The organism is Halomonas sp. AOP43-A1-21 (assembly GCF_052376775.1).
Taxonomy (GTDB): domain Bacteria; phylum Pseudomonadota; class Gammaproteobacteria; order Pseudomonadales; family Halomonadaceae; genus Vreelandella; species Vreelandella colorata.
Window position 1 is genome coordinate 15,812 of sequence record NZ_JBQSWC010000032.1, and the last position, 16,635, is coordinate 32,446.

A 16,635-nucleotide genomic window follows, 5' to 3' on the forward strand; every position below is an offset into this window, starting at 1 on the left:
GTCAGCGATGATATTACAAGGATCGAAATCATCAGTTCCTCCTCTTTTGACCACATACACTGAAACGGATATGCCCTAAAAACACACTCCCCGCTCAACACCAACTCAGACGGTGTGTAAGCGGCAACTTCCACTTGGCTGAGCAGTCAACGAATGATACTTTCAAAATAAATACACATCATTCTCATTTAATATTGCATCCAGCGTTATTCATATCCTATTCCGACTAGGCTGTTTTTATGCCTATGGGGCTTGTGCTCTTATGAGCTCAATCACAAGGCGACTGGTTCTGCAATGATTGGATGCTCTGCAATAGAGAGCACTCAGTAGGATGGAAATAAGGAAGGCTTTGCTGTGAATAATTTGTCACGCCCAACGTTGACCACTGCTCAACATCTAACTGAATGGGTTTCCCATAAGTGCGATTTACCCCATCGCCATACCCTGATTGAGCGGCTGGATTGCGAAGCAGGCTTTTCCGTTGTTCGTTCCAAAATCTCGTCTGGACGTGTATTACGTGAAGTCTGTCAACACGAAGGCAATGAGCGCACCCTGGTGATTACTTTCGGCTTATCTGGTCAATCAGAGTTTCTTGACCGTACAGGCAATCGTCTGCACTTCTCGGCTAACCAAACGACAGTGTCTGTATTTCAGGAAGGGGGTGGTGAGCGCCGCTACGCCGCCGACAAGCAGACTCAGCAGTTACGATTAGTGGTATCGGAATCGGCATTAAGGCGTTATATCGGACCACAGCGCTGTGACCAACTGCTCGGTAAGCCCTTGCGTCACAATGAAAGCTTTCGCCAACTATCTCACGTTAACAGCCGCGCCAGTCAACATCTAAGCTTTTACAAGCACCCGTGGGTAGGTGAGCAGGACGGATTACGCCAGCGTATCCATGCCCTCAGCTTACTCGGCGAACAACTCAACCTGCTAACCCCTGCGGAGGGGCAGAAAGAACGAATTATCGGGCGAGACGTGGACTTGCTTGAAAGAATCGAAGCCTATATGCGTGCGCACTTGGATCAGCCTCTAAACAATGCCTACTTGTGCGCCAAACTTGGTATCAGTGAATACAAACTCAAGGGGTGCTTTCGCCAAGCCTATGACACAAGCCCTGCCCAACACCTGCTAGCAATGCGCATGCAGCGAGCGCAAGAATTACTGGCCGCAGGATGTCGGGTATCGGAATCGGCCTATCAGGTCGGCTACCAGCACCCAAATAATTTCACTGCCGCCTTCACAAAGTTTTTCGGCTGTACGCCGAAATCGGTGCGAGGAGCACACTAGCAGTATGTCGAATCAAAGGCTGGGGAGTCTCGCGTTTGCCTGATGCCGGGGTAGTCGCGGAGCCAATTAAGGCCCCGGACAGCTGGAGTAAAGGTGAATTACACGCCCAGGTAGTTCATGATGCCTTCTGCGGCCTGGCGGCCTTCATAAATAGCCGTGACCACCAGGTCAGAGCCGCGCACCATATCGCCGCCGGCAAAGATTTTTTCATTGCTGGTCTGAAAGGCGAACTGGCCGTGCTCTGGGGCTTTTACCAGGTCACGCTCGTTCAGATCAATGCGCGAGCCCTCAAACCAGGGCGCAGGGCTTGCCTGGAAACCAAACGCTACGACCACGGCATCGGCGGCAATAATCTCTTCAGAACCTGGTACCACCTCAGGGCGGCGGCGACCGTTTTCGTCAGGCTCGCCGAGTCGAGTGCGCACAACCTTCACGCCTTCAACCTTCTCTTCGCCCACCACCGCCACCGGCTGGCGGTTGAACAGGAACTCGACGCCCTCTTCGCGCGCGTTGGTTACTTCACGGCGAGAGCCGGGCATGTTCTCTTCGTCACGGCGATAAGCACAGGTAACGCTCGCAGCACCCTGGCGGATCGAGGTGCGGTTACAGTCCATGGCGGTATCGCCACCGCCGAGAACAACGACGCGCTTGCCTTCCATCGAGATGTAATCGTTGGGATCTTTTTCGAATCCCAGGCAGCGGTTGACGTTAGCGATCAGGAAATCGAGCGCCTTGTACACGCCGGGCAGGTCTTCACCGGGGAAGCCGCCTTCCATGTATTTATACGTCCCCATGCCCAGGAAAACCGCGTCGTACTCCTGGAGCAGCGTATCGAACTCGATATCCGTACCGATTTCGGTATTCAGGCGAAACTCGATACCCATTTCCTCGAATACCGCCCGACGACGCTCCATCACGTTCTTTTCAAGCTTGAACTCAGGAATGCCGAAGGTTAACAGGCCACCGATTTCCGGGTACTTATCAAATACCACGGGCTTGACGCCGTTGCGCGCCAGAATATCGGCACAGCCAAGCCCGGCAGGCCCGGCGCCGACAATCGCGACTTTTTTATCCGTCCACACGACCTTGGACATGTCCGGGCGCCAGCCCATGGCAAACGCAGTATCGGTAATGTACTTCTCGACAGAACCGATGGTGACCGCGCCAAAGCCGTCATTGAGCGTGCAGTCGCCTTCACACAGCCGATCTTGCGGGCATACGCGGCCACATACTTCGGGCAGCGAGTTGGTTTTATGCGAAAGCTCAGCGGCTTCGATGATGTTGCCTTCCACGACCAGCTGTAGCCAGTTGGGAATGTAATTGTGAACCGGGCATTTCCACTCACAGTAAGGGTTGCCGCAATGCAGGCAGCGATGCGCCTGGCTTGCCGCATCAGTGGGTTTGAACGGTTCGTAAATCTCAGCGAATTCTTTGGCACGCGTATGGGCGGCTTTTTTCTGTGGGTCTTGACGACCCACATCAACAAACTGGAAATCGTTGTTTAAACGGTTAGCCATGATTTCTCTCCTCGAAGCGTAGACACAGGCGGTTTATTGCGGCTGACGCCGAGATTGATCCAGCAGACTGCCCAGGCTTGCCGCTTTTGGCTTCACCAGCCAGAAATGACGCAGGTAGTCGCTAAAGTCTTCTAAAATCGCGGCCCCACGGCTGGAACCCGTCTCTTCGACATAGGTGGTAATCAGCTCGCGAAGATGGCGGCGATACGCCTCCATGGCTTCCGTACTAATGCGATGAATTTCGACCAGCTCGTGGTTGTACTTGTCCACGAAGGTACGGTCTTCATCCAGCACGTAGGCAAATCCACCGGTCATACCTGCACCAAAGTTAACGCCCGTTTCACCCAGCACGCATACCAGACCACCGGTCATGTATTCGCAGCAGTGGTCGCCAGCGCCTTCAATCACCGCCGTGGCGCCTGAGTTACGCACCGCAAAACGCTCGCCTGCGGTGCCCGCGGCCATCAACGTGCCGCCGGTTGCGCCATACAGGCAGGTGTTACCGATAATCGCGGTTTTATGGCTTTCGAACTGGCTAACCTTAGGTGGCACGATCACGATCTTGCCGCCGTTCATGCCCTTGCCCACGTAGTCGTTGGCATCGCCTTCCAGGTACAGATTCAGGCCGCGGGCATTCCAGACGCCGAAGCTCTGCCCTGCCACCCCGGTAAAGCGTGCGGTAACGGGCGCGTTTTCCAGGCCTTCTTCCCCATAACGCTTGGCGATAGCGCCTGAGCTAAGCGCACCCACACTGCGATCACAGTTAGTGATGTTGAAGCTGAACTCACCGCCCGACTGGCTCTCGATAGCCTCTTTAAGCGCTGCCAATACTTCCTGGTTTTTAGCACCCGGGTCGTGAGGTACGTTGCGGCCCACCTTGCAGAACTGCGGCGCATCAGCAGGTACAAAATCGTTCGTCAGCAGCGGCATTAAATCGAGCTTGCGCTGGCTTGCCGTATTGCCTTCCAACACTTCCAGCAGGTCGGTACGCCCGATCAGGTCGGTCAACTGGCGCACGCCTAGCATGGCCATCAGCTCACGCACTTCTTCAGCGATAAAGCGGAAGTAGTTTTTGACCATATCCACCGTGCCGCGGAAATGCTCGCCGCGCAGGAAGTCGTCCTGGGTGGCAACCCCAGTAGCGCAGTTGTTCAGGTGGCAGATACGCAGGAACTTGCAGCCCAGCGCTACCATTGGCGCGGTACCAAAACCAAAGCTCTCCGCCCCCAGGATGGCCGCCTTGACCACGTCTAAGCCGGTTTTAAGGCCACCATCGGTCTGCAGACGAATCTTGTCGCGCAGGCCATTGATACGCAGCGCCTGATGCACCTCAGGCAAGCCCAGCTCCCAGGGGGAACCAGCATGCTTGATCGAGGTGAGCGGGCTTGCAGCGGTGCCGCCATCGTATCCAGATACTGTGATGAGGTCGGCGTAAGCCTTGGCAACGCCCGTGGCGATAGTGCCAATACCCGGCTCGGATACCAGCTTCACCGATACCTGCGCCTCTGGATTAACCTGCTTGAGGTCAAAAATCAGCTGTGCCAGGTCTTCGATTGAATAGATATCGTGGTGCGGCGGCGGTGAAATCAGCGTGACGCCGGGCACCGCATGGCGCAGGCGAGCGATAAGCGCGTTGACCTTGCCACCCGGCAACTGACCGCCCTCGCCCGGCTTGGCGCCTTGGGCCACCTTGATCTGCAGCACTTCGGCATTGACCAGATAAGCCGGCGTGACCCCAAAGCGGCCCGAGGCAATCTGCTTGATCTTGGAGCTGCGAATGGTGCCGTAACGTGCGGGGTCTTCGCCGCCTTCGCCGGAGTTGGAGCGTCCGCCGGCTTCGTTCATGGCCTGGGCCAGGGCTTCGTGGGCTTCTGGTGAGAGTGCGCCCAGGGACATGCCCGCGCTATCAAAACGTGGCAGCAGCGCATCAACCGGCTCAACGTCATCCAGCGGAATTGGCGTTTCAGCGGCTTTAAGCGTGAGCAGATCACGAATGGTCGCGACAGGACGCTCGTTCACCAGCTGCGCGAATTTTTTCCACTTGGCGTAACTGCCTTCCTGAACGGCTGCCTGCAGCGACTTTACTACATCAGGGTTGTACGCATGGTACTCATGACCATGCACATACTTGAACATACCGCCCTGGGAGATACCTTTACGGGTAATCCAGGCGTCCTTGGCCAACAGCTCTTGCTGCATCTGTAGTTCAGCGAAGCCTGCGCCCTGTATACGCGAGGCCATACCCACAAAGCAGGTGTTCATCACTTCATCTGAAAGCCCGACGGCTTCAAACAGCATGGAGCCACGGTATGAAGCCAGCGTCGAGATACCCATTTTGGAGAGTATCTTGAACAGCCCTTTCTGCAGGCCTTTGCGATAGTTCTCCCGGCCGTCGGCCGGATTACCGGAAAGCTCGCCGGTGCGGTGCATATCGGCCATAACCTGATAGGCAAGCCATGGGTACACGGCGGTGGCACCAATCCCAAACAGCACGGCCATTTGGTGCGCATCACGGGCGTAGCCGGTTTCAACGATAATATTGGCATTAGGACGCAACGCCAGACGACCCAGATGCGTGTGCACCGCGCCAACAGCCAGCGGTGCCTGAATGGGAATCAGCCCCTTGGGCAGGTCCGCATCGGTAAGCACCAGCAGTACTTTACCCGCTTTTACCTGGGCTTCGGCTTCCTGGCAAAGCGCATTGACCGCCTGCTGCAAGCTTTGCTGCTCGGGATCGTAACCCATGGACAGCGTATAGCTTGCAAACGCCGGGTCGTCCTGGTCGATCAGCGCGGTAAATTTACGCGGTGAAAGCACCGGCGTAGTAAGAATCAGGCGATGGGCGTGCTCGGGCGTTGCCTTAAAGACATTGAGCTCCGCGCCACAGCAGGTTTCCAGCGACATCACGATCGCTTCGCGCAGCGGGTCAATCGGCGGATTGGTTACCTGAGCAAACTTCTGACGGAAGAAGTCGGTCAAAAGGCGCGGGCGGCTTGAAAGTACCGCCATGGGCGTATCGTCACCCATCGACCCTACGGCTTCCTGGCCGCTTTCCGCCAGCGGGCGCAGCACCTGGTCGCGCTCTTCAAAGCTGACCTGGAACATTTTCTGCTGCACATTCAGCGCATCGGCTTCCATGGACTGGAAACTTGCAAGTTCGGTGAGTGCCGACTCAAGGTAGTTGGCTTCCTGCTTGAGCCAACGCTTGTAGGGGTAGGCCGATTTCAGGCGGTCATCGATATCCTGGGTATGCAGCACTTCGCCGGTCTGGGTATCGACAGCGAGCATTTGCCCCGGACCCACGCGCCCTTTAGCGACGACGTCTTCAGGCTTGTAGCCATAGGTGCCGACTTCCGACGCCAGGGTGATATAGCCGTTTTTAGTGATTACCCAGCGCGCCGGGCGCAGGCCGTTGCGGTCCAGCATGCACACCGCCTGGCGGCCATCGGTCATTACCACGCCTGCAGGGCCATCCCACGGCTCCATATGCATGGAGTTGTATTCGTAAAAGGCGCGCAGCTCCGCGTCCATGGTTTCAACGTTTTGCCAGGCCGGCGGCACCATCATACGCACGGCACGATGCAGCTCCATACCGCCGGTCAGCAGCACTTCGAGCATGTTATCCATGCTGGAGGAGTCGGAACCGGTGGTATTGACGACTTCATCGAGCTTATCGATATCGGGCAAATACTCGCTCACGAAGTTAGCCTTGCGCGAGTTAGCCCACCCGCGGTTAGCCTCAATGGTATTGATTTCACCATTGTGAGCCAATAAGCGGAACGGCTGCGCCAGCGGCCAGCGCGGTGCGGTATTGGTCGAGAAGCGCTGGTGGAACACGCAGATAGCAGTTTCCAGACGCGGGTCGTTCAAGTCCTTATAGAATGCCGGCAGATCTTCCGGCATTACCAGTCCCTTATAAGACACCACTTCCGCCGAGAGCGACGCCACATAGAAATCTTCATCGCCGCGCAACGCCTGCTCGGCGTAACGACGGGCCATGAAGAGGTCCACGGTGAACTGCTCGCTCTTGCCTGGCTCGACAAAAACCTGCTCAATACGCGGTAGGCAGTCCAGCGCCATCGGGCCGCATACGCTTGAATCGGTAGGCACCACACGCCAGCCCGCCACCTGAAGGCCACGTGCGCTCAGCTCGCGCTCGACAGTGTCACGCGCTTCAGTTGCCTGAGCATCATCGCTAGGCAGAAATACAACGCCTACCGCGAACTGCTCATTAAGCGCCACGCCCAAGGCTTCTTGGGCGGCTTCACGCATAAACTGGGTCGGCATTTTGAGCAATAGACCACAGCCGTCGCCGGTTTTACCGTCAGCAGCGATACCGCCCCGGTGTGTCATGCACGTGAGCGATTCGATCGCCGTTTTCAGCAAGTCGTGACTGGCCTGCCCTTCCATATGCGCAATAAGGCCAAAGCCGCAGTTATCGCGAAACTCGCCAGGCTGGTGGAGACCTCTATTCATGGGCGTGCCTCTAGTCAAGGTATTTTATTAGCAGCGTTCTTATGGTTTAATGGCAGGTTTTTCTTTTTTTATGAAGCTTTTTAACCGCCTAGAACAGGGCGCCCGCCCGATCCGCTGCTGCAAGAAAATGGTCGCTCAGCATAGCGATTCGCCCCCTTCCTGCGCAATCACTGCAAAACGACAATTAACAGAAAGTCTTTTCAAATCCTACAGTTGCAACCCAGTTAACAGGAAAAAAGATATACACTTCAAGCACTTGCAAAGCCATATAACGTTATTTCAACGAAAAACCACAAGAATTAAACTTTAGTCTAACGAGCACTAAAAACACCATGCCGATAGCGCATAAGCCATGCGAATTGCATTATACATGTGTGCATTGCAGTATCGTTGAGCCATAAAAAAACCCACCGTGAAGGTGGGCTTATTGAACACACAACGCTTTTACAGTCGAGTTACAGACGCGGGTAGCTATCCAGCAAAGCGCGCAAGACCTCCTCCGAGGTCGTGTCATCAATACACGCATTGCCGATAGCATGTAACAGTACCAGCCGCAGCTTGGCGTCCACGTTTTTCTTATCCAGACGCATGCGGGTTAAAAAGTCATCGCTTTGCATATCAGTTGGCGCCGCCAGCGGCAGCCCGGCACTCTCAATCACCGCCTGGGCACGCGTTAAATCAGCGCCACTGATAAAGCCCAGCTGCTGGGAGAGCGTGGCAGCCAACGCCATGCCTGCCCCAACCGCCTCGCCGTGCAGCCAGTTGCCGTAACCTTGATGGGCCTCAATCGCATGGCCAAACGTATGCCCAAGGTTAAGATGCGCCCGAACGCCCTGCTCGGTTTCGTCATCCGCCACGATGTCGGCTTTTATCTGACAGCTGCGCGCAATGGCTTCGATGATCGCCTCTGGGCTGATGTGGCGTAGCGCGGCCATATTGTCTTCAAGCCAGCTGAGAAACGGCTCATCACGAATCAGCCCATACTTAATGACTTCGGCAAGCCCAGCAGAAAGCTCACGCGCAGGCAGGCTCGCAAGCGTTGCGATATCAATCAGCACTGCTTTAGGCTGCCAGAAAGCGCCAATCATGTTCTTGCCGAGCGGATGATTAACGCCGGTTTTGCCGCCTACCGAAGAGTCCACCTGGGAAAGCAGCGTGGTAGGCACCTGGATAAAGGCAACGCCGCGCTGATAAGACGCCGCGGCATAGCCCACCATATCGCCAATCACCCCGCCACCCAACGCGACCAGCGTGCAGCGACGATTGAAGCCGGCTTCAAGAAGCGCATCCCAAATGCGGCTAACCTGCTCAATGGTCTTGTACTGTTCGCCGTCAGGCAGGATGACCGTGCGCACGTCCACATCGCTGGGTAGATGTGCGCAGAGCGCTTCCAGGTAAAGCGGTGCAACCGTTTCATTGGTTACCACCATTACCTGCTTGCCCGCCAGATAAGGCGTTAGCGCCTGGGGATCATCTAATAAGCCAGAACCAATATGGATCGGATAGCTGCGATCACCCAACGCAACATTTAACGTACGCTGGGCAGTGGCGGGCTGAGTCATGGGGATACCTTTGAGTTAAGCGTGACGGCGTGCTCTAGCGGGTCGGTCAAACGGTGTACCCGGCGCAGGATTTCATTGACCACGGCACGCGGGCTGCGCCGATCAGTGCGCACGGTAATATCCGAGGTAGCACGGTAAAGAGGGTCGCGGGTGGCAAACATATCGTTGAGCACCTGCTCTCGGTTAGCGCACTGGAGAAGCGGGCGATTGCGATCTTTCGCGGTGCGTTTAAGCTGCTGGTCGACCGTGGTCATCAGGTAAACCACCGTACCCCGCTCACGCAGTACGCGCCGATTATCTTCGCGAAGCACGGCGCCGCCTCCGGTGGCCACCACTACGCTAGAAAGCTGGGTCAGCTCATCGATCATCTGCATTTCACGCAGCCGAAAGCCTGGCTCACCCTCCACATCAAAAATCCATGGGATATCGGCACCGCAGCGATCTTGTATGGCGTGGTCGCTATCATAGAAGGTGCGCGATAGCTCTGCCGCCAACAGGCGACCTATCGTGCTTTTACCAGCCCCCATGGGGCCGATCAGAAAAAGGTTGGGTAAATCCTGCATCAGCGAACCGCCAAGCCATCGTCAAGTAATCGTGGAGTAATAAAGACTAACAACTCTACCTTCTCATTGCTCTCTGCGGTATAGCGAAACAGCCGTCCGAGCCAAGGAATATCTCCTAAAAGCGGAGTTTTTGCCATTTGGCTCAGCTGTTCAGTGGTTAGAATCCCACCCAACACCACCGTTTGGCCATTATCCACCAGTACCTGGGTTTCAATCTGATTGGTATCAATAGGCGGTTCACCGCCAAAACCCGACTCCCTGAAACTATCATTTTTTATCACCAGATCCATGATAATACGATTATCCGGGGTAATTTGCGGCGTTACCTCAAGCGACAGTTCCGCCTCTTTAAACTGGGTATCCGGATTGCCCTGCACATCCACACTCTGAAACGCCCGCTCTTCACCCTGGCGAATAATCGCCGTACGCTGGTTCGCGGTAATTACCCGGGGCTGCGAAATAGTCTGGCTTTTACCTTCGCTTTCCAGCGCGCGAAGCTCCAGGTCGAGTAGAATATCGCCGGACAAGTAGCCAAAGCTAAACCCGGTCCCGGCCCCTGACGGCGCACCTAAATCTACCGCCAAACCACCACGTGCCCGGTTCAAGCCGCGCGGGTTGATATTGCGCGGCCCTTGAGTACCGTCGGGCAGATCCTTAAAACCGCGCGTACTGGTGGCTCCCCAGTTAACCCCCAGCTCGCGGGAGGCGGTGTCCCGGGCTATCACAATGCGCGCCTCAATCTGTACCTGACGTACCGGCACATCAAAACGCGCCAGCGTGCGCCTAATGCTACGCACTTGTTCGGCCGTATCCCGCACTATCAGCGCATTGGTTCGGGAATCAACGCTCACCCGCCCACGTTCACTCAAAACCCCCAGGCCATCGTCTCCGCGCAACAATTGGGCCAGGTCTTCAGCGCGGGCATACTTTATTTCAATGAACTCGTTCACGATCGGCGACAACGTTTCGTGATGGCTACGCGCCGCTATTCCCTGGCTTTCAAGTTCGGCAAGCTCGCCCATTGGGGCGATCAGTATCACATTGCCATGCTCACGACTTGAAAGCCCCCGGCTATGTAAAATCGACGCCAGCGCTTGATCCCAGGGCACCTGATTCAGGCTCAGCGTGATACGCCCGGTCACGCTCTCACTAGCGATAAGATTAAGCCCGCTGAACTCAGCAAGCGTTGTCAGTACGGCGCGAATATCCATGTCCTGAACATTTAAACTCAGCCGCTCGCCTGTAAAATGCTCTTGCTGAGGCTCACTAACAGGCGGACTTTCTTGAGCAACGAAGGCACGAGTAGCCGCAGGTTCCACCAGAGAAACTCTCAGCCGATCCCTCATCACCTGCGAAGTCTGAATCATCGGCTGGGTTAAACCGACTACCAGCCGGGTACGGCCGTTACCCTCGGCTACATTAATGTGCTCAATCCCCGGCTGATTTACCTCGATATGACGGCGCCCCAGTCCATTTTGCGTAGCGATTAGGTCTAGCGTCAGACGTGGGGGGTTATCCAGACGGTAACTCTGCAATTCAGCCACTCCACCGCTGAAATGCAGATCCATCTCCAGCGCGCCGTGCTCTCCCTGATGCACATCTATATCCGTCAACTCCGATGCCAGAACCTGACAAGGCATGAAAGCGAGCAGTATTAGCAGCGTGCGGCGAATAACAATGGCCATGGCGTACTCCGGCAAGAGGTTAAGGCGATGTCTTCAGGGCAAGTGAGGTCTGATGCTCCTGCCATCCCTGCGGCGTTGCGATACGTTCGGTAATACGAATGTCTTGCTCGGTAATATGGGTAATACGCCCATACTCTTCGCCTATAAAAGCCCCCACTTGGGCACTGATGACGGTTTCTCCCGGGGTTTCAATCAGAGCAGTTCGCCGCCCTTGCATGGTAAGCGTGCCTACCAGGCGCAGCGCAGAAAGCGGATAGTATTCAAGAGGCTCTAATGGGCGCTGCGGGTCTGGCGCCTGCGTACCGCTTTGAACAAGCGCTTGTTCGGGGACACGGGCAGATGCTTGGAAGGGACTACGACGCTCAGCGAAGTGATAACCCGGCACTGAAGGCGCGCTGAATGGCTCATGACTTTCAACAGATTGGGGATTAGGGGACAGACGCAGCGCCTCAAGCGTTGCGTCTAGCTGATCAAGCTCAGGCCCATGACACCCTGTAAGCCACAGGGCGGCGAGCAGGCTGGCCAGCCACTTCATGGGGCTGTTACTCCGCTATTCAGCTCTTCTTGACGCAAATCTTCGCTCGCAGCGCTGCTGTACGCCTTGGCGACCAGACTCAAGGTTAATCCATCACTAGGGCCTTCAGCTGGCGCCAGAGTGATAGTGTGCTGTGTGACAAGACGAGGCAATGAACTGATATCATTAATAAACTGCGCCAACTGGTGGTAGCTGCCCAGCACCCTGATATCGAGCGGATGCTCACTATAAAAGTGATGGATGACGGTGGGCCGTAAATGGATAGCTTCAATGGTCAGTTGGTTCTGTTCAGCGGCGCTACTAATGCTGTCCAGCAACGACGGGATCTCGGCGCGGGTGGTCCACATGCCGTGGATGCTCACCATCTGCGCGGCCAGGTCCGTCAGCTGGCTACGCACGTTGTTGAGCAACCCGGCAGCATGAACGCTGCTGCGGTAGTTATTTAATAGCCTTACTTCCTGACGCTGCGCACTGATCAATGCCGAGCGGTAATCGCTAACCCACCACACGCTGCTGACTGCCAGCGCCGCTACCAACACCAGTACGCCACACAGCACTTTCACAAGCCGCGGCCAGGTTCCCGCATCGCGCAGATCAAGCGCTTGCCAGTCAAGCGCACGCAGCCGCTGCCACTCACCTTGCCATTCACTCGGCCACCGCTGGCGACTAAACTTCATGGCGAGCCACCTCCATCAACCGATGCTGAGCGTTGGCCGGTTTGCGTCACTTCAAAGTGAAAAACACTTCCGCCATCCTGACCACTGCTTACTTCAGATAGTAGAGGAACACCCAGGCCCGGCATCTCAGCAAGGCGGCGCAGCTGCTCCGACACCTGACGCTCATTGTCCGCCACCGCCGACACGCTTATCTGATGCGCTTGCCGTTCAAGGCGCCGATAAGTCACGCCCTCGGTAAGGCTTGAAGCAAGCGCATTAAATAGCTGGGGCGTTTGGACGCGTTCATCAAACAGGCGCTGAAACTGGGTTAACTGCTGGCTTAACTGCTCTACCTTCTCAACGTAACGCTCCGCCTCGGCAATTTCATGGTCAAAGCGTTCTATATGGATCGCAATATGTGCATTGCGCTGCTCCTGGATAGCAAGCGCTCGCTGATAGACATGGGCGACCACACCACCCAGAGCAATACCGATGATGAGCAACAACAGCATAACGGCGTAAAAACGGCGCGTGTATTTTTCGCGGCGCGCTTCGCGCCACGCCAGCAGGTTGATATCGATAGTCACGCCCTCACCCGCATGGCAAGACCACTAGCGGTAAGCAGCGCCGGCAAATCTCGGGCTAGCGCCTGGCGATCCAGACGTTTGTTGATCTGCATATGCTGAAGAGGATTGGCCACCGTCACCGTCATGCCGGTGGCCTTCGCCAGATAGGCGGCCAGCCCAGGAATAGCGCTGAAGCGTCCGGTTAATACCAGGTGCGTCACCTTCGACTGCCAGTCGCTTACATAATAAAGCTGCAGGGCGCGAGCGATGTGCCGGGCCAGCGTATCTCCAAAAGAGCTGAGTATCGCTTTTGGGACGTCATCAGGCAGATCATCGTGTGCGTTAGTTTGAGTGCGCGAGTAGACGATGCGGCCCTCATGAATAACGTGTAGCGCGCTTTTATGCGTGCCTATATCCACAAGACCGATGCCTGCGGCAATGTCCACAGGTAACGAGGCGCGCATGGCGGCAAATCCACGCTCAATGGCAAAGGTGTCGACATCAACCGCCACCGGCTCAAGGCCTGCACGCTCGAGCGTTTCGGTCATCTGCCAAATATCCTGCTGGCGGCAGGCTACGAGCAGGACCTGCTGTAAATGTGGGGCCAACGGTACAGCGCCCAAGCAGGTGAAATCAAAAGCCACCTCATTGAACGGAAAAGGGATATGCTGGTCTGAGTCGACCACAATGCGCTCCTCGATCTCCTGCTCGTTCAAAGCCCGAGGGAAGGTGAGCACTTTGGTAATAGCAGCGCTGGCCGGTATCGCCACAATGGCTTTGCGGGTGGTGGGCTTAGCCTGGTGAATCGCGTGGTTTAAGCTATTCGAGACATCGTTTATATTATTAATACGCTGTTCGTCCACCGCGCCCTCCGGCAGCAGGTGAATCGCAAAGCTTTCTACCTGGTAGGTATCAGGCCTCTTTTTAAGTTCCAGCAGCTTGACGGATCTTGAAGTAATATCGATACCGATCAACTCTTTACTGGCTTTCAATAAGCGCATTGTCGGTTTGGCCCTGCCTTGTGATATGCCTGCTGTGCGGCGATAAAACACATTAGTTAAATAGTCCGCAGTTAAATTTACGGCATATCAACACTGGTGGCGGCTGCCTCGCCTTCCTATAATGGCAGCCAATTGCGTGATACGGCCGTTTAGATGCCGATCCTATTCTCCTTTTCATGGGTGCCCTCTGTTCATGACGTTTTTGCGAACCCTCATTCTGTCGCTGTTCTTTCTTATCGTGTCGTTAGTAGGGGCCACCGCGCTCGCCGTGGTGGGCGCTGCTATCTATTTCTCTCCCGGCCTGCCTGATGTGCGCCAGCTACAAAACTTTGAGCTGCATTCACCGCTACGCATTTTCACCAATGACGGCAAGCTAATTGGTGAATTTGGTGAGGAGCGCCGGGTCGTTGTGGATTTTGATGAAATTCCCCAGGACATGGTGAACGCCTTGATAGCCGCCGAGGACACCAACTACTTTGATCACGCGGGTGTTGACCCCCGCGGGCTTGCCAGGGCGGCGGTAGAGCTTGCCCAGAGCGGCGGTGCCATACAGTCAGGCGGCTCGACCATCACTATGCAGGTGGCGCGTAACTACATGCTTACGCTGGACCAGACGTTTACCCGTAAAATCCGCGAGATCCTGCTTGCCTTGCAGATGGAAAAAGTGTTGAGCAAGCAGGAAATCTTCGAACTTTACGTTAACAAAATTTTCTTAGGAAATCGAGCATACGGCATTGCAGCAGCCGCCGATACTTATTACGACAAACCGCTTTCCGAGCTTACCCTGGCTGAAACCGCGATGATTGCGGGTCTGCCCAAAGCGCCTTCCGCATTTAACCCGCTGGCCAATTCCGAGCGTTCGCTGATTCGCCGCAACTGGATTCTGTTCCGCATGCGCGAACTGGGCTATATCGATGACACCACCTATCAGTCAGCGGTACAGGACCCCGTCACCGCACGCCGTCACTTTACCCAGACCGAAGTAGACGCCTCTTACGTGGCTGAAATGGCACGCCAGTACGCGGTTGAGCGCTTTGGTGATACAGCCTACACCGGCGGTTACCGCATCTATACGACGCTGGATAGCAAGCTACAGCCGTTTGCGCGTGACGCCCTGGCCAATGGCCTGCGTGAGTATGATTTGCGTCACGGCTGGCGCGGTGCCGAGCAACGCGATATCGCCCCGAGCCTGGTCGAAGCGCAGGAACGCACCGCGACACAGGGCCTTGAGGAGGAGCTTTCCGAGTCGCCCGAAATTCGTCAAACCGCCCGCCAAGCCGCCGAACGTAGTCAAACGGAAATCACTGGCGTTGAAGGCGACGTTAGTAACTGGCTGCAAGTATTGGAGCGTACACCTAACTATGGCCTGCTGAAGCCAGCGATTGTGGTCAAAAGCAGTGGCCGTGAAATGCAGGTATTGGCTCGCGGCGGTGAGCTGCATACCATTAACTGGGAGGGTTTAAGCTGGGCACGCGCCTATCAAAGCCCGCGTAGCCGCGGCGCTGAGCCTAGCTCTGCCGACCAAATTGCCGTACGTGGTGACCTGGTGCGTATTTTAGAAACCCAGGACGGCACGGTACGCCTTTCACAGCGGCCAGATGCAGAAGGCTCAATCGTTGCCCAAGACCCGCGTACCGGCGCTATTCTGGCCTTGCAGGGCGGGTTTGATTTCAATGCCAGCAAGTTCAACCGTGCGGTTCAGGCCCAGCGCCAATCAGGCTCCATCTTCAAGCCGTTTATTTATCTGGCGGCGCTGCAAGATGGTGAAATGAACGCAGCAAGCGTGGTCAACGACGCACCGGTCGTGCTCGATGATGGCAGCAACTCACTATGGCGCCCGGTCAACTCCAGCCGTGATTTCCAAGGACCGATGCGTTTACGCCCGGCACTGGCTCGCTCGCGCAATCTAGTCACCATTCGCGTTTTACAAACCATGGGGCTGGATCATACGATCGAATTCCTGAAAGGCTTTGGCTTCTCTCAGGATCGCCTACCGCACGGCCTTTCTCTGGCCCTGGGCAGCGCAAGCCTGACGCCTATGGAAATGACCAACGCCTACTCCGTGCTTGCCAACGGTGGCTTCCAGGTAGCTCCCTGGTTTATCGAACGCGTTACTCGCAATGACGATCACGAGCTTATTGATGAAGCCACCCCCCAGGTTGCCTGCCCCAGCTGTGCAGAAGGTCAGGAAACCGTCGAGATCGATGGGCGTGAATATCCGGTTGCCAAGCGCGTTGCCGATGCGGCGGCCACCTATATTCTGCGCGATATGCTGCGTGATGTTATTACCTCGGGCACCGGTCGCGGCGCGTTAAGCCTCAACCGTGACGATATCGTGGGTAAGACGGGTACCACCAATAGCCAGCGTGATGCCTGGTTTGCCGGTTTTAACAGCAATTTGGTGACCACCGTGTGGGTAGGTAAAGACAGCAACGAAACCATTGCGGAATATGGGGCAAATGCAGCGCTACCTATCTGGAAAGACTTTATGGGTAAAGCGCTGGAAGGCACACCGTCGGCGATACCGGAACGCCCGTCTACTGTTGTAACTGCTCGGATAGATCCTAACTCTGGTCGTCGTTTACATGAAGGCCAGCCGGGAGGTATTAGTGAGTTCTTCCACCAAGATCACTTGCCCGACTACCAGCCACGTGGCATCAGCCGTGAGCTAGAGGAAGCCAGCGGCTCACAAGGCTCTGGCACCGCGGAATCGATCTTCTAAGTAACAACTAGCGCTAGCAGCTAGCTCAAGAAACGCAAAAGCCCGGAAACCTAATGGTCTCC

11 protein-coding genes are annotated in these 16,635 nt (G+C 55.9%); 2 read left to right on the forward strand and 9 right to left on the reverse strand.

Annotation, left to right across the window (positions count from 1 at the left end; all coding sequences use genetic code 11):
• Window positions 1–354: 354 nt before the first annotated feature.
• A complete protein-coding gene (locus ACT3R7_RS16200; RefSeq protein WP_496199299.1) occupies window positions 355–1,290 on the forward strand; it encodes a helix-turn-helix transcriptional regulator in 936 nt (311 codons plus the stop codon).
• 98 nt (window positions 1,291–1,388) lie between these two features.
• Here the strand turns inward: ACT3R7_RS16200 and ACT3R7_RS16205 are convergent, their stop codons facing one another.
• From ACT3R7_RS16205 to pilM, 9 genes are all read right to left on the reverse strand, one after another.
• A complete protein-coding gene (locus tag ACT3R7_RS16205) occupies window positions 1,389–2,807 on the reverse strand; it encodes an FAD-dependent oxidoreductase (protein ID WP_192537407.1) in 1,419 nt (472 codons plus the stop codon).
• 33 nt (window positions 2,808–2,840) lie between these two features.
• Window positions 2,841–7,283 carry a glutamate synthase large subunit gene (gltB, locus tag ACT3R7_RS16210; RefSeq protein WP_192537408.1) on the reverse strand — a complete coding sequence of 1,481 codons (4,443 nt, stop codon included), beginning with the start codon at window positions 7,281–7,283 and terminating at the stop codon, window positions 2,841–2,843.
• A 455-nt stretch (window positions 7,284–7,738) separates the two neighbouring features.
• Complete coding sequence (gene aroB, locus ACT3R7_RS16215; RefSeq protein ID WP_192537409.1) at window positions 7,739–8,845, reverse strand: 3-dehydroquinate synthase; 1,107 nt, start codon at window positions 8,843–8,845, stop codon at window positions 7,739–7,741.
• Window positions 8,842–9,408: a shikimate kinase AroK gene (gene aroK / locus ACT3R7_RS16220; RefSeq protein WP_192537410.1), complete on the reverse strand. Its 567-nt coding sequence runs from the start codon at window positions 9,406–9,408 to the stop codon at window positions 8,842–8,844. Before aroK ends, aroB begins: the two co-directional genes overlap by 4 nt.
• Window positions 9,408–11,093 carry a type IV pilus secretin PilQ gene (locus tag ACT3R7_RS16225; RefSeq protein WP_417421649.1) on the reverse strand — a complete coding sequence of 562 codons (1,686 nt, stop codon included), beginning with the start codon at window positions 11,091–11,093 and terminating at the stop codon, window positions 9,408–9,410. The genes aroK and ACT3R7_RS16225 overlap by 1 nt, the downstream gene beginning before the upstream one ends.
• A 19-nt stretch (window positions 11,094–11,112) precedes the next feature.
• Window positions 11,113–11,628 (reverse strand): pilus assembly protein PilP, encoded by a 516-nt coding sequence (locus ACT3R7_RS16230; RefSeq protein ID WP_417421651.1) that lies wholly within the window; start codon window positions 11,626–11,628, stop codon window positions 11,113–11,115.
• Window positions 11,625–12,305 (reverse strand): type 4a pilus biogenesis protein PilO, encoded by a 681-nt coding sequence (locus ACT3R7_RS16235; RefSeq protein WP_496199300.1) that lies wholly within the window; start codon window positions 12,303–12,305, stop codon window positions 11,625–11,627. The genes ACT3R7_RS16230 and ACT3R7_RS16235 overlap by 4 nt, the downstream gene beginning before the upstream one ends.
• Window positions 12,302–12,871, reverse strand: coding sequence for a PilN domain-containing protein (locus tag ACT3R7_RS16240; protein ID WP_417421655.1), 570 nt, complete (start codon window positions 12,869–12,871; stop codon window positions 12,302–12,304). Before ACT3R7_RS16240 ends, ACT3R7_RS16235 begins: the two co-directional genes overlap by 4 nt.
• The gene (gene pilM, locus ACT3R7_RS16245) at window positions 12,868–13,851 is read right to left on the reverse strand and encodes a type IV pilus assembly protein PilM (protein ID WP_496199301.1); all 984 of its coding nucleotides are present in this window, start codon (window positions 13,849–13,851) and stop codon (window positions 12,868–12,870) included. Before pilM ends, ACT3R7_RS16240 begins: the two co-directional genes overlap by 4 nt.
• A gap of 193 nt (window positions 13,852–14,044) precedes the next feature.
• Between pilM and ACT3R7_RS16250 the strand changes: the two genes are divergently transcribed.
• Window positions 14,045–16,573, forward strand: a complete 2,529-nt coding sequence (locus tag ACT3R7_RS16250) for a penicillin-binding protein 1A (RefSeq protein WP_192537416.1) — start codon at window positions 14,045–14,047, stop codon at window positions 16,571–16,573.
• The last annotated feature ends 62 nt before the right edge of the window (window positions 16,574–16,635 follow it).